The organism is Agathobaculum sp., assembly GCF_050946325.1.
In the GTDB taxonomy this organism is placed as follows: Bacteria; Bacillota; Clostridia; order Oscillospirales; family Butyricicoccaceae; genus Agathobaculum.
The window spans coordinates 1-12,831 of the sequence record NZ_JBMNUP010000044.1 but is presented as its reverse complement, the minus strand read 5'-3'; the positions used below and the strand labels follow the sequence as shown (position 1 = coordinate 12,831).

The window sequence follows — 12,831 nt, the reverse complement described above, 5'->3', positions numbered from 1 at the left end:
CACAGGAGGGTACACAAAAAACAACCTCAATTGTGTTGACCTCGGCGGGCGGCGAAAACGCCTTTCAAGCCATACGGCTGCCTGCTGTCTTTGACCAAGCTCTTATATTATATAGACGAATACGCGGTTTGTCAAGCGTTTTTTCTGCAAACCGCAAAAATTTTTCAGCGTTTGCCGGCCTGCGAAACAGCGGTTGAAGAAAAAGCACGGCACCCCTGGGATACCGTGCTTTTGAGATCGTCTTTACTCCGGCCGGACGCCGGAAAAACGGCCTTTCTCTGCAAGCGCGCGGCGCTTTCAGAAAAAAGGGGTCTTAGCCCATCATCTTGGCTGCGTTCACCTTAACGCCGGGGCCCATGGTGGAAGCCACAACGCAGGAACGGATATACTGGCCCTTGGCAGCAGCCGGCTTGGCCTTGATGATCGCGCCCATCAGCGCGTCAAAGTTCTCCTGCAGCTTTTCTGCGCCGAAGGAAGCCTTGCCGATCGGGCAGTGGATGATGTTGGTCTTGTCCAGACGGTACTCGATCTTACCGGCCTTGGACTCCTGAACGGCCTTGGCAACGTCCATGGAAACCGTGCCCGCCTTCGGGTTCGGCATCAGGCCCTTAGGGCCGAGCACGCGGCCCAGACGGCCAACGACGCCCATCATGTCCGGCGTAGCAATAACTACGTCAAACTCAAAGAAGTTCTCCTTCTGGATGCGCTCCATCAGGTCCTCTGCGCCTACGATGTCAGCGCCGGCAGCCAGCGCCTCGTCCGCCTTGGGGCCCTTGGCGAACACCGCTACGCGAACCTGCTTGCCCGTGCCGTTCGGCAGAACGATCGCGCCGCGAACCTGCTGGTCGGCATGACGGGAGTCAACGCCAAGCTTAACGTGCAGCTCGATGGTCTCATCGAACTTCGCCTTGGCAGTGGAAACAACGGTGGAAAGCGCTTCAGCCGGATCGTACAGCTTGGTGCGGTCGATGGTCTTTGCGCTGTCTACATACTTTTTACCTTTATGCACAATAAATCCTCCTTAAGTGGTAATGCGGGAATAGGCTAAACCTAACCCTCCCACTTTGACCGGCGCCTGCAATAAAGAGCGCGGTCAAAATCCATTCAGCTTATTTTTTTAATTACTCTTCGACAGTGATACCCATCGAACGGGCAGTGCCGGCAACCATGCTCATCGCAGCTTCGATGGAAGCAGCGTTCAGGTCGCGCATCTTGATCTCAGCGATCTTCTGCAGGGACGCCTTGGAAAGCTTGGCAACCTTGGTCTTGTTCGGAACAGCCGAACCGGACTCAATGTTGCATTCCTTCTTGATCAGGACGGCCGCCGGAGGCGTCTTGGTGATAAAGCTGAACGAACGGTCAGCGTAAACGGTGATAACAACCGGAATGATCATGCCGACATCGTTTTTGGTGCGCTCGTTAAATTCCTTGGTGAAGGCCATGATGTTCACGCCATGCTGGCCAAGAGCCGGACCTACCGGGGGAGCCGGGGTTGCTTTGCCGGCCGGAATCTGGAGCTTAATATAACCTACTACTTTCTGTGCCATAACTGAAAGGTTCCTCCTTCAAAAAATGTGGTGGCTGTCGAATGACGATGCATTCTCCCACTTGCCGCGCTCTAACGGGAGCGAAGCGACGTTTTTGTATAGGGTGCTTGTGGAGCACCCTATATACGTCCGGCTGTTCAGCCAGACGATACCCGAATGACGCCGCCCAGGGCGGCTGGGTCGGGGTATCCAAACACCGAGCAAAGCTCGCTGTTTGGATGCAGCTCACAGAGCTGCGGATTGCATGCCGCCTGACGGCGGGTGGGGCTGCGCAAGCCCCGAAAAGCCTTTTTATTCGTCAAGCGTCTCTACCTGATCGAGCGCAAGCTCGACAGGGGTCTCGCGTCCGAACATGGAAACCACTACGTTTACAATGTTCTTTTCAGGCTCAAGAGCCGAAACGACGCCGATAAAGCCGGCCAGCGGCCCGTCGATAACGCGCACGCTGTCGCCAACCGCGTAGCTTACCTCGATCTCGCGCTTTTCCACACCCATCGAGAGGATTTCTTCCTCCGTCAGCGGAATGGGTCTGGAACCGCCCGACTTGTCCTGCCCGACAAAGCCCGTGCAGCCGCGCGTGTTGCGCACCAGATACCAGGTTTCGTCGGTCATCACCATTTTTACGAGCACATAGCCGGGGAACAGCTTGCGTTCCACTTCGCGGCTTTTGCCGTCCTTAACCTCCGTCACGGTTTCGGTCGGAATGTTAACGGCGGTGATCAGATCATGCAGCTTGCGGTTTTCAACTGCTTTCTCAATCGAAGAGGCTACCTTGTTTTCGTAGCCGGAGTATGTGTGGACCACATACCATTTTGCAGCGTCTGCCATAATTGCCTCCTTTTAGGTTAGGCGGCGAAGTGCGTAATCAATGCCTGAACGCCGAGGCCGAAGATAACATCCAGTACCCAGATGAAAATGCCAACAACGATGACGCAGGCAACGACGACCAGCGTATTGTTCACCGTCTGCTGACGGGTGGGCCACACAATCTTGCGGCACTCGCTCTTCAGCTCACGGAACCACTTGCCGATTCGCGCAAAGAGACTGGGCTTCTTAACCTTGGTTTCTTCTGCCATGAAGCTACTTCCTTTCCCTTACTTCGTCTCGCGATGGAGCGTGTGCTTCCGGCAGAAACGGCAGTACTTGTTCATTTCCAGACGGTCCGGATCGTTTTTCTTGTTCTTCATCGTGTCATAGTTTCTTTGCTTGCACTCCGTGCAGGCGAGCGTGATTTTTACGCGCATAAATAACGGCACCTCCTTTTAAAATTTCGTCCCGTTCTGCCTGTTTCCAGGCGCGGGGACCGTTTGCCTCCCTTTGCAGCGTTCACCGCGCGTTTTCCGGACACACGAAAAATGCGCGCAAAAAAAAGAACCTGCATAGGTTCTTATAGTATAGCATGGGGCAGGACGGCGGTCAAGAGGAATTTCCGCAAAAAGTGCTGTTTTTTATGTCAAATCTATGCTATACTCGATGTATATTACATAAAGCAGGAGTTTTTATATGCGAATTTTGGGCATTGACTACGGCGACGCGCGCACCGGTCTTTCCATTTCCGATCCAACGGGCTTTCTGGCCGGTTCGCCCAGCGTCATCCATGAATGGAACTATGAAAAGCTGCTGGACAAGCTGTGCGCATACATCGGGCAGCAGAAAATTGAAAAAATCGTGCTGGGCCATCCCAAAAATATGGACGGCACGGCCGGTCCCCGCGCGCAGAAGTGCGAAGCGCTGGCGCAGGAACTGGAAGCGCGCACGGGCGTGCCCGTCGTTCTGTGGGACGAGCGGCGCACCACGGTGGCCGCGCACGATATTCTTCACCGCAGCGGCAAAAAAGAAAAGAAGCACCGCGAAAACGTGGACGCGGTCGCGGCCACGCTCATCCTGCAGGGGTATCTGGATTTTCAGCGGATGCACGGCTGACGCGGCAAAACGGCAGGGCAGCTTTTGCTGTTCTGCTTTTTTTATTGCGCGTTGCGGTCCGCGCCGTCCGGCGGCGCGGCAAAACGGCCGCAGGCCGGCTCATCGCCGGGCAGCGGCATGCCCCGCACCCCCCTGAGACAGCGGCCGAAACACAGTTTGACGAAGGTTCTGTGCGCTTTGCGGCGGTAAAACGGCTGATAGTATCCGCAGGCCGCGCACACACGGGGCGCCGCGCCTTTTTTCGGGACATCGCAGGGCATACCATCACCTCTCCTTTTGTTCATACTATACACTATATAGACACTATTTGCAACCAATTACATTCAGGTGGTTGCAGCGATATAATGAATCATAAGCAATATAACTGAATCATAATAGAGGTGATAGTATGCCGGAACCTTATTTGAAGTACCGCAAACGTTTCACGTCGTCCTTAAAAAACGAACTTGTCGCGCCGTTTGACGCTTTGGCAAAGCAAACCCGCATTCCCAAATCCAGACTGCTGGACGAAGCGATTGAGGACCTGCTGCGCAAATATCACAAAGAAATACCGAAAGCATAAGGGCGGCCGAAAGGCCGCCCTTTTCAACTGTGCAAAGGTTTTGTGTATGGAGCGCGGGGCGCGGCAGGGCTCCGTTTTTTATTCCGCCGCGCCGTCGTGCGTCTGCCCCAGTTTCTTTTCATACAGCCGCCGCGCCGCGTAAACGACCGGCGTATCGAGCAGCGAGGTGAAAATAAAAATCACATAGCTTGACAGCGCAACCGAAATCAGCGTCGGCATATCATAGGTGCCCCAGAACGCCAGGCCGGTGAACAGCACGGCGTTGATGAGCTGGGAAATGAGCGTGGAACCGTTGTTGCGCAGCCACAGAAAGGCGCGGTGATCGCCGGTTTTGCGCTCGGTCAGCTTCCACCATGCGTGGTACAGCCATACGTCAAACAGCTGTGCCGCCACATAAACCGCCAGCGAGGACAGCATCATGCGCGGGGTGTTGGAAAATACCGCCTGCATCGAGGGCATGACCCAGTCGCCCGCCGCAGGTATGTACACCAGCCACGACTGCGACACCAGAATAAACAGCACGTTGGCCGCAATACCGGCCCAGACCGCTTTCTGCGCGGTCTTTTTGCCCGCCACCTCGCTTAAAATGTCGGTCACAAGAAAGGTGGTGGCAAATAAGATGTTGCCGAGCGTCATCTCCATGCCGAAGGCGTCCACCAGAATCATCACCTCAATGTTGGCGGCGATGGTGGCGAACACCGTAAATGCCATCAGCCCGCCCGTGCCGAACAGGTAAAACCACAGCAGCACCGAGCCGTACAGCACCACCAGCGAACCAATCAATAAAATTTCATTTGTCATTCTGCTTCTCCTACGCCAAAATCTGTGTTGTTGAACAGGATATCCACCCGCGGGTCATCCTGATACTGCGGATAAATCTCGCGCGCAAACACGGCGCGCACCGCGTCGTCCGGATGAACGGCAGTGGTGTTCGGAACCATGATGTTGACGCAGACGCGGTCAAACCAGGCAAGGCCGGTCTCGATATCGCGGCGCATGCTGTCCGCGGTCTGTCCGGTCAGGCCGAACAGCAGGCAGCAGTCGTCAAAATCCGCGGCGATCTTCGCGGGGTCGGATTCCTCGATGCCCTTATCGAGCACCCGCTCGCGGTAGGCCGCGTCAAAGGTCTCCACCCCGATTTTGACATGCAGGCGAACGCCCAGCTCCGCAAACCGCGCGCGCAGCGCGGGGATTGTGCGCCGCCAGAGCCAGTGGCTTTCGATGTGCAGGTCGCGGATGGCCTTTTCGCGGCAGACGCGCTCAATTTCGCGCACGGTGTCCCCGTCCAGCTCGGCGAACGAGCCGGAGTTGATCGCCTCCAGCCGGTGATAGGCGCCCGTCACCTGTGCCAGCGCCGCGCGGTTTACGGCAAGGTTTGCCGCCGCGTCGTGCGAAGCGTCCAGATGATAGTCACAAAAGCGGCAGCGCTTCCATGCGCAGCCGCGCCCGCGCAGCAGCACGATTTCGCGCGGATTTTTGTCCGCAATAACGGAATAACGGGTCATCTCCACAGGGAGACCGCTCCTTTCTGCAAAAAAATATGGCGTACCCAAAACGGTACACCATCCCAGCGCGCGCAGCGCGCCATCAAACAGACCATTGTTCTGCAATGGTCATCAAAAATCAGGAGCCGCGCCTGATTTTTGATACAAGAAAGCGATTTTGTGTGCCGCTTCTGCGGCGCGCAAAGATCGCGCCCGGGATTGACTCGCGCTTCCGGCGCGATCGATCCTCCTCCATCAAAACTGTAGTTTTGATGGAAGGTGTCCTAGTTTTGTTTAAAGACAGGATGGTTCCGAACTGTCTGTTCTTTGATTGCTTTTCCATTATAGCGAATTTCTCCGGAAAGTCAAGCATATCGTAACCCTGAAAGGGGAATGCCTGTGCTTGACCGACTGCTTTTGCTGTGCGATATGCTGCGCGCCTTTGTCTGGGGACCGCCCATGCTGGTGCTGCTTGCGGGAACGGGCGTGTATTTCACCCTCCAGACCCGCCTGTTTCAAATCCGCTGCGCGCCGTTCTGGCTGCGGCGGACGCTTTTTTCCTGCTTTTCCGGCAGGGCGCGGCGCAAAGCGGATAAAAACGCCGTTTCGCCCTTTGCCGTCATGTGTACCGCGCTGGCCGCCACGGTGGGCACGGGCAATATTGCGGGCGTGGCCGCCGCGCTGACAGCCGGCGGGCCGGGCGCGGTGTTCTGGATGTGGGTTTCGGCCTTTTTCGGCATGATGACCGGATTTGCGGAAAATACGCTCGGCATGCTGTACCGCGAGCGCGGCGCGGACGGCGCGTGGCGCGGCGGGCCCATGCTCTATCTGAAAAACGGGCTGCACAGCCCGCTGCTGGCCGGTGCGTTCGCCCTGTTCTGCATGCTGGCGTCGTTCGGCATGGGCAACATGAGCCAGTGCAACGCCATTGCGGAGGGGATAGGCAGCGTGTTCGGCGTGCCGCCGCTGGTTACAGGGCTGTGTACCGCCGGACTGCTCGGCTGCGCCATGCTGGGCGGGCTGCGCCGCATCTCCCGCGTAACCGAGGCGCTGGTGCCCTTTATGGCGGTGTTTTATCTGGGCGGCGCGCTGACCGTGCTGTTTGTCCACAGGGAGGCGCTGCTGCCCGCGCTGCGGCTCATCGTCTCCGAAGCCTTCTGCCTGCGGGCGGGCGCGGGCGGCGTGCTGGGCTACGGCGTGATGCAGGCCGTGCGCACGGGCGTGGCGCGCGGCGTATTCTCCAACGAAGCCGGACTGGGCTCTTCGGTCATGGTGCATGCCGCGGCCGACGCCAGCGAGCCGTGCGGGCAGGGCATGTGGGCGGTTTTTGAGGTGTTTTTCGATACCATCGTCATGTGTACGATCACGGCGCTGGTCATTTTGTGCAGCGGCGTCTATCAGGGCGCCGGCGGGCTGACGGGCGCGCGCCTGACCGCCGCCGCGTTTTCCACCGTGTTCGGCCGCCCGGGCGGCAGCTTTGTCGCGCTTTCGCTGGTGCTGTTTGCGTTTTCCACGCTGCCCGGCTGGTCGTATTACGGGCAGCGGGCCGCCGAATACCTGCTCGGCGCATGGTCCGCGCCCGTTTACCGCGTGCTGTTCATCGCCGCGGCCGCCGCCGGCTGCATGATGCGGCTCGACCTGGTCTGGGCGGTCTCGGACGTTTTCAACGGCCTGATGGCGCTGCCCAACCTTGCGGGCGTTCTGGCCCTGCGGCGCGAAATCCTGGCCGAATGGCAGCACTTTTGCAGAGCAAACCATTTGTGACAAAAACCCCCTGCCCGTTCCGTCTTTTCCCCGCAGATTACACAAACCCGCAGTAAAATATCCGGTATTTGCATTTTGTCCTTGTCATAACGGAAAAATAAATGTAAAATAAGAAGTGATTACCGGCGGCATGCGGATTCGTCGCCGGTGAAAAATATCCTAGGGGGAAAAGAAATCATGACGGCTACCGTTTGGACCCTGCTCCCGCCGATTATTGCGATCGCGCTGGCGCTCATCACCAAGGAAGTCTACTCTTCGCTGCTCATCGGCATTTTGTCGGGCGCGCTGCTGTATACGGGCTTCCATCCGCTCACTGCTGTTGAAACCACGTTCACCATTATGGGAGACAAGGTCGGCGGCAATATCAACATCTGCATTTTCCTGGTGCTGCTCGGCATACTGGTTTCGCTTGTCACCAAGTCGGGCGCGTCCCGCGCTTACGGCGAATGGGCGGTAAAATCCATCAAGTCCCGCCGCGGCGCTTCGTTTGCAACTTCGTTCCTCGGCATGTTCATCTTTGTGGATGATTACTTCAACTGCCTGACCGTCGGCACGGTTATGCGCCCTGTGACGGACAAGCATAAAATCACCCGCGCCAAGCTGTCCTATATCATTGACGCGACGGCCGCGCCCGTGTGCATCATCGCGCCGATCTCCTCTTGGGCGGCCGCGGTCAGCACCTCGCTGCCGGAGGGCAGCTCGATTGACGGCTTCTCGCTGTTTTTGCAGACCATTCCGATGAACCTGTACGCGCTGCTGACGCTCGTCTTCCTGATGTGGCTGATGGCCTCTGACTTTGACTTCGGCCCGATGCGCAAGTACGCGCTGGACCACAAGAACGACGATCTGGAAAACCTGCAGGAAACCCACGTCGTCGCCGGCAAGGGCAAGGTGTCCGACCTTATCATCCCGATTGTTGTGCTGATTGTGCTGTGTGTTTCGGCCATGCTGTATACGGGCGGCATTCTGGAAGGCGCCTCCATTGTGGATGCGTTTGCCAACTGCAGCTCTTCCACCTCGCTGGTGCTCGGCTCGTTCTTCACGCTGATTGTCACGTTCATTCTGTATATCCCGCGCAAGGTGCTCACTTTCGGCCAGTTCTGCGAATCCTTCACCGAAGGCTTCAAGGCCATGGTACCGGCGCTGATGATTCTGACCCTTGCGTGGACGCTGTCCGGCGTCTGCTCGGAAGATTACCTGGACATCGGCGGCTATGTATCCTCGGTTGTTCACGGCGATTCCATGATCACCATGCTGATGCCGGCCATCTTCTTCCTGATTGCGCTTGGCCTGGCGTTTGCCACCGGCACCTCCTGGGGCACCTTCGGCATCCTCATCCCGATTGCGGTTGCCGTGTTCGGCGATACGCTCAGCAACATGCTGATTATGACCGTGGCGGCCTGCCTGTCCGGCGCGGTCTGCGGCGACCATATCTCGCCCATTTCGGATACGACCATTCTGGCCTCTGCGGGCGCGCAGTGCAACCACATTGACCATGTATCCACCCAGATGCCCTACGCGCTGCTGATTGCAGGCATCAGCTTTGCCGGCTACCTGATCGGTGGCTTTACGGGCAGCGGTTTTGTCGCGCTCGTCGCCGGCGTGGTGCTGCTGTTTGCGGCAACGCTGGTCATCCGCGCAAAATGCAGCAAACAGGCCTAACCTCACCCTTTTCAGGCTCCTCCGCATCTGCGGGGGAGCTTTTTTTCTGCCTGCCGGCATAATTTCCGCGTTTTCCGGCAAACTGAAAGGCGGAGGCGAAAATCTCTTGCTAAAACTGATGCATGCGAGTAAAATATATGATAAGAGCGGCGTTTGCGCGCTGGATGATATCAGCCTGACCGTGCGCGCGGGCGAATATGTTTCCGTCATGGGCGCGTCCGGCTCGGGCAAATCCACGCTGATGCACATTCTCGGCCTGCTGGACACGCTGTCCGGCGGCCGCTATCTGCTGGGCGGGCAGGATGTTTCCGCCCTGCCGCCGGCCTCGCTTGCCGCGCTGCGCGCGCGCAGAATCGGCTTTATCTTTCAGCGCTTTCAGCTGATTGACGGCATGAGCGCGCTGGAAAACATCGCGCTGCCGCTGATGCTGCAGGGCGTGCCCCCGCGTGAGCGCAGGGCAAGGGCGGCGCTGGCGCTCTCTGCCGTCGGCCTTTCCCACCGCGCGGAACACAGGCCGCGCCAGCTTTCCGGCGGGCAGCAGCAGCGGGTTGCCATTGCACGGGCCATCGTCACCCGTCCGGACGTCATCCTGGCGGACGAGCCGACCGCCGGCCTCGACCCCGAGGCCGCGGCCGATATTCTTGCCCTGCTGCAAACGCTGCATCAAAAAGGCAACACCATTGTGCTGATTACGCACGATCCTTCCGCTGCCGCGCGGGCTGCGCGGCGGCTGTATCTGGAAAACGGCGCGCTGCGCGCCTGAACACCACACCTTTGGGGAGGCGTATTATGAACCGACGCGACAAGGAAAACTACTATCTGGACATGGCGCAGGTTGCGCTGGAACGCGGCACCTGCCTGCGGCGCAATTTTGGCGCGGTGATTGTGAAAAATGATGTGATCGTCTCAACCGGCTACACGGGCGCGCCGCGCGGACGGAAAAACTGCATCGACCTCGGCGTGTGCGTGCGGCAGCGCATGGGCATTCCGCGCGGCGAGCGGTATGAATTCTGCCGTTCGGTCCATGCGGAGGCCAACGCCATCATCGCCGCCCCGCGCGAGCAGATGCTGGGCGCCACGCTCTACCTCGTCGGCAAGGACATGGCGACGGGCGAAATCATGCCGGACGCCAACTCCTGCACGATGTGCAAGCGGCTGATTATCAACGCCGGCATCGAAAAAGTCGTCATCCGGCGCGATAATGATACATATGATACCGTCAGCGTGCGCGACTGGATTTATCATGACGACGTGCTGGACGGCCAGCGCGGTTATTGACCGCCGCAACGCTTTCCATATTCCGTCCCCTATTGAAATTTTTATATAAACAGGAGGATTTTTCACATGGAACTCAAGATTTTCAAATGCATGCACTGCGGCAACATCATCGAAATGGTAGAGGACAAGGGCGTTCCGGTCATCTGCTGCGGCGAGCCGATGAAGCAGTTCAAGGCCGGTGAGACCGACGGCGCGGCGGAAAAGCATGTGCCGGCAGTCAAGGCAGAGGACGGCCTCGTCCGCGTCTGCGTGGGCGAAGTGGCGCACCCGATGACCGAAGAGCATCACATCGCGTTCATCTGGCTGGTAACCGATAAGGGCGTACACCGCGCAGTGCTCAATCACACCGGCGCGCCTGAGGCTGTTTTTGCCCTTGCGCCCGATGAAAAGCCCGAAGCCGTTTACGAATTCTGCAACCTGCACGGCCTGTGGCGCGTAGTTCTGTAATTGCAAATACAAAAAAGCTGAGGGAACATCCCTCAGCTTTTGTTTTTTCAGCGTGAAAAACGTTTCCGACGGTCTCAGCCGAGGGCAAAAGCCCCCGGTTTTTTTATTTCCGCTGATCGAGCGTCTTATACACAACCGACTTGCACAGCGGCTTGTACGCCGGACGGATGATTTTGCCGCCCGTTGTGACCTCTTCCAGCCGGTGGGCCATCCAGCCCACGATACGCGCCGTTGCAAACAGCGGCGTATACAGCGATTTGGGCAGGCCGAGCATCTTATAAACAAAGCCCGAATACATATCCACATTGGCGCACATCGGCTTGATATCGCCCTTCTTTTCCGCAAAAATCTCCGGCGTCAGCTTTTCCACCAGCTCAATCAGGTCCATTTCCTCGGAAAAGCCCTTCTTTTCCGCCAGCGGACGCGCCGCCTGCTTGAGCGCCACCGCGCGCGGGTCGCTCAGGGTATAAATGGCATGGCCCATGCCGTAAATCAGGCCCGAGCCGTCTCCGGCCTGCCGGTCCAGAATCTTGCGCAGATAGTCGGCCACTTCGCCTTCATCCCGCCAGTTTTGCAGATTGGCCTTCATTTCATCAAACTGCCGCACCACGCGCAGATTGGCGCCGCCGTGCCGCGGCCCCTTGAGCGAGGACACCGCGGCCGCAATGGCCGAATAGGTATCCGTGCCCGAAGACGAGGTGACGCGCACCGTAAACGAGGAGTTGTTGCCGCCGCCGTGCTCGGCATGCAGAATCAGGCAGCGGTCAAGCAGCTTGGCTTCATCGTCGGAAAATTCGCCCGTCGGCCGGATGAGATGCAGGATATTCTCCGCCGTGGAGCGGGCCGGATCGGGCACATGCAGATACATGGAATCCCCGTCAAAATACCGCCGCTTGGCCTGATAGGCATGCGAAATGATGACCGGAAACTTGGCCATCAGGCTGATGCCCTGCCGCATGATGTTTTCCACCGTCGTCTCATCCGGATTGCGGTCGTAGGAATACAGCGCAAGCGTTGCGCCGGCCAGCTTGTTCATAATATCGCGGCTGGGGGCGCGCATAATCATATCCTCGGTAAAATTATCCGGCAGCGCGCGCTCCAAGCCGATGGTCTTCTGAAACTCCGCCAGCTGCCGGCGGGTGGGCAGCGCGCCGCACATCAGCAGGTAGCCGATTTCCTCAAATCCAAACCGGTTTTCTTCCTCCAGCCCGTCAATCAGGTCGTATACATTATAACCGCGGTAAGTCAGGCGGCCTTCAATCGGTTCGCGCTCGCCTTCGTTCAGAATATAGCCGTGTACGTTGCCCAGGCGGGTCGCGCCGACCAGCACGCCCGTGCCGTCCGCATTGCGCAGGCCGCGCTTGATGTTGTATCGGGAGAACAGCTCGCTCGGTATCTGGTCATGCTGCCGGAAGCTGTCGCTGAGTTCCTGCAAAAGACCGTCGCTTACAAAATTTTCCTGATATGTCATCGAGTTGTTCTCCTTTCCGGATCGGGAGTTAAAATATGAATCTATTTTACCGCAATCCTGCAAATATGTCAAACATCATGGCTTGTAAAATCGTACAAAAGCGTGTTTTACCGCCTTTTTAATCTTGTTCATAATTTCTTTACGCAAGTTTTATTTTCTCATTCTGCAAATATTTTTGCACTTCAAAGCGAAGAAGCCGGACGCTCCTGCGTCCGGCTTCTTCTGTCTCTCATTTTGTTTTTCAGAAGATCACAACCGTTGTGCCGATGGGCACCGTATCGTAAATCCACTGCACGTCCGCCTTGTTCATGCGGATGCAGCCGTGCGAAATGGGGTAGCCGCCGCTGAAATCATATTCCTTATCCGTGCCCGGGTAGCACAGGCGGGAGTGGAACGCATAGCCCGAGTTCGGATAGAATCCAACGACCGGCCGCACGGTATAGGTGCTGGTCGTCCAGCCGGCGGCGAGCTTATAGGTAACGGTGGTCACGCCGGTCGGCGTGGGTGTGCTCATCGCGCCCGTGCCGACAAGGTAGGAGCGGTCCAGCTTCCAGTTGCCCTTGGAGCCTGTAAACACATTGACATGCTGGTACGCGCGGTTAATCCAGAGCAGGTACTGGGAGCGGCTGGAATATCCCTTGGCGTTGACCCAGACTTCCTTTTCATACGGCTTATAGTCGTTCTGAACGGCGT

General features: G+C 57.7%; 19 protein-coding genes. 8 read left to right on the top strand and 11 right to left on the bottom strand.

Annotated elements, in window-relative coordinates; all coding sequences use genetic code 11:
• The coding region (locus ACOYIE_RS05270) for a hypothetical protein (RefSeq protein WP_433411101.1) at positions 1–197 on the top strand (197 nt) is incomplete at its 5' end.
• Positions 198–313: 116 nt separating this feature from the next.
• Here ACOYIE_RS05270 and rplA read toward each other — a convergent pair.
• From rplA to rpmG, 6 genes are all read right to left on the bottom strand, one after another.
• Positions 314–1,009, bottom strand: coding sequence for a 50S ribosomal protein L1 (gene rplA / locus ACOYIE_RS05265; protein WP_433411100.1), 696 nt, complete (start codon positions 1,007–1,009; stop codon positions 314–316).
• A gap of 112 nt (positions 1,010–1,121) precedes the next feature.
• Complete coding sequence (gene rplK / locus ACOYIE_RS05260; protein ID WP_433411099.1) at positions 1,122–1,547, bottom strand: 50S ribosomal protein L11; 426 nt, start codon at positions 1,545–1,547, stop codon at positions 1,122–1,124.
• 137 nt (positions 1,548–1,684) lie between these two features.
• Positions 1,685–1,822 (bottom strand): hypothetical protein, encoded by a 138-nt coding sequence (locus ACOYIE_RS05255; protein ID WP_433411098.1) that lies wholly within the window; start codon positions 1,820–1,822, stop codon positions 1,685–1,687.
• Between the two features lie 16 nt (positions 1,823–1,838).
• Positions 1,839–2,375: a transcription termination/antitermination protein NusG gene (gene nusG, locus ACOYIE_RS05250; RefSeq protein ID WP_433411097.1), complete on the bottom strand. Its 537-nt coding sequence runs from the start codon at positions 2,373–2,375 to the stop codon at positions 1,839–1,841.
• Positions 2,376–2,392: 17 nt separating this feature from the next.
• Positions 2,393–2,623 (bottom strand): preprotein translocase subunit SecE, encoded by a 231-nt coding sequence (secE, locus tag ACOYIE_RS05245; protein ID WP_433411096.1) that lies wholly within the window; start codon positions 2,621–2,623, stop codon positions 2,393–2,395.
• Positions 2,624–2,641: 18 nt separating this feature from the next.
• Positions 2,642–2,791 (bottom strand): 50S ribosomal protein L33, encoded by a 150-nt coding sequence (gene rpmG / locus ACOYIE_RS05240; protein WP_110435831.1) that lies wholly within the window; start codon positions 2,789–2,791, stop codon positions 2,642–2,644.
• A gap of 259 nt (positions 2,792–3,050) precedes the next feature.
• Here rpmG and ruvX point away from each other — a divergent pair, with 259 nt between their 5' ends.
• Positions 3,051–3,470 carry a Holliday junction resolvase RuvX gene (gene ruvX / locus ACOYIE_RS05235; RefSeq protein ID WP_433411095.1) on the top strand — a complete coding sequence of 140 codons (420 nt, stop codon included), beginning with the start codon at positions 3,051–3,053 and terminating at the stop codon, positions 3,468–3,470.
• 41 nt (positions 3,471–3,511) lie between these two features.
• Here ruvX and ACOYIE_RS05230 read toward each other — a convergent pair whose 3' ends face one another.
• A complete protein-coding gene (locus tag ACOYIE_RS05230) occupies positions 3,512–3,730 on the bottom strand; it encodes a hypothetical protein (protein WP_433411094.1) in 219 nt (72 codons plus the stop codon).
• A 128-nt stretch (positions 3,731–3,858) separates the two neighbouring features.
• Between ACOYIE_RS05230 and ACOYIE_RS05225 the strand changes: the two genes are divergently transcribed.
• Positions 3,859–4,032, top strand: coding sequence for a ribbon-helix-helix domain-containing protein (locus tag ACOYIE_RS05225; RefSeq protein WP_433411093.1), 174 nt, complete (start codon positions 3,859–3,861; stop codon positions 4,030–4,032).
• 78 nt (positions 4,033–4,110) lie between these two features.
• Here the strand turns inward: ACOYIE_RS05225 and ACOYIE_RS05220 are convergent, their stop codons facing one another.
• Positions 4,111–4,833, bottom strand: coding sequence for a queuosine precursor transporter (locus tag ACOYIE_RS05220; RefSeq protein WP_433411092.1), 723 nt, complete (start codon positions 4,831–4,833; stop codon positions 4,111–4,113).
• Positions 4,830–5,642 (bottom strand): radical SAM protein, encoded by an 813-nt coding sequence (locus ACOYIE_RS05215; protein WP_433411091.1) that lies wholly within the window; start codon positions 5,640–5,642, stop codon positions 4,830–4,832. Before ACOYIE_RS05215 ends, ACOYIE_RS05220 begins: the two co-directional genes overlap by 4 nt.
• A 273-nt stretch (positions 5,643–5,915) precedes the next feature.
• Here ACOYIE_RS05215 and ACOYIE_RS05210 point away from each other — a divergent pair, with 273 nt between their 5' ends.
• The 5 genes from ACOYIE_RS05210 (at position 5,916) to ACOYIE_RS05190 (ending at position 10,667) form a co-directional block, all read left to right on the top strand.
• Positions 5,916–7,280 (top strand): alanine/glycine:cation symporter family protein, encoded by a 1,365-nt coding sequence (locus ACOYIE_RS05210; protein WP_433411090.1) that lies wholly within the window; start codon positions 5,916–5,918, stop codon positions 7,278–7,280.
• Positions 7,281–7,457: 177 nt separating this feature from the next.
• Positions 7,458–8,942 (top strand): Na+/H+ antiporter NhaC family protein, encoded by a 1,485-nt coding sequence (locus ACOYIE_RS05205; protein ID WP_433411089.1) that lies wholly within the window; start codon positions 7,458–7,460, stop codon positions 8,940–8,942.
• 106 nt (positions 8,943–9,048) lie between these two features.
• The gene (locus ACOYIE_RS05200) at positions 9,049–9,705 is read left to right on the top strand and encodes an ABC transporter ATP-binding protein (RefSeq protein WP_433411088.1); all 657 of its coding nucleotides are present in this window, start codon (positions 9,049–9,051) and stop codon (positions 9,703–9,705) included.
• A gap of 26 nt (positions 9,706–9,731) precedes the next feature.
• On the top strand, positions 9,732–10,220 hold the full coding sequence (locus ACOYIE_RS05195; protein WP_433411087.1) for a deoxycytidylate deaminase: 489 nt from the start codon (positions 9,732–9,734) through the stop codon (positions 10,218–10,220).
• A gap of 66 nt (positions 10,221–10,286) precedes the next feature.
• Positions 10,287–10,667, top strand: coding sequence for a desulfoferrodoxin family protein (locus ACOYIE_RS05190; protein ID WP_433411086.1), 381 nt, complete (start codon positions 10,287–10,289; stop codon positions 10,665–10,667).
• A gap of 103 nt (positions 10,668–10,770) precedes the next feature.
• Here ACOYIE_RS05190 and ACOYIE_RS05185 read toward each other — a convergent pair whose 3' ends face one another.
• A complete protein-coding gene (locus tag ACOYIE_RS05185; protein ID WP_433411085.1) occupies positions 10,771–12,138 on the bottom strand; it encodes a citrate/2-methylcitrate synthase in 1,368 nt (455 codons plus the stop codon).
• Positions 12,139–12,379: 241 nt separating this feature from the next.
• Positions 12,380–12,831: L,D-transpeptidase (locus ACOYIE_RS05180; protein ID WP_433411083.1), on the bottom strand; the 452-nt coding region annotated here is incomplete at its 5' end.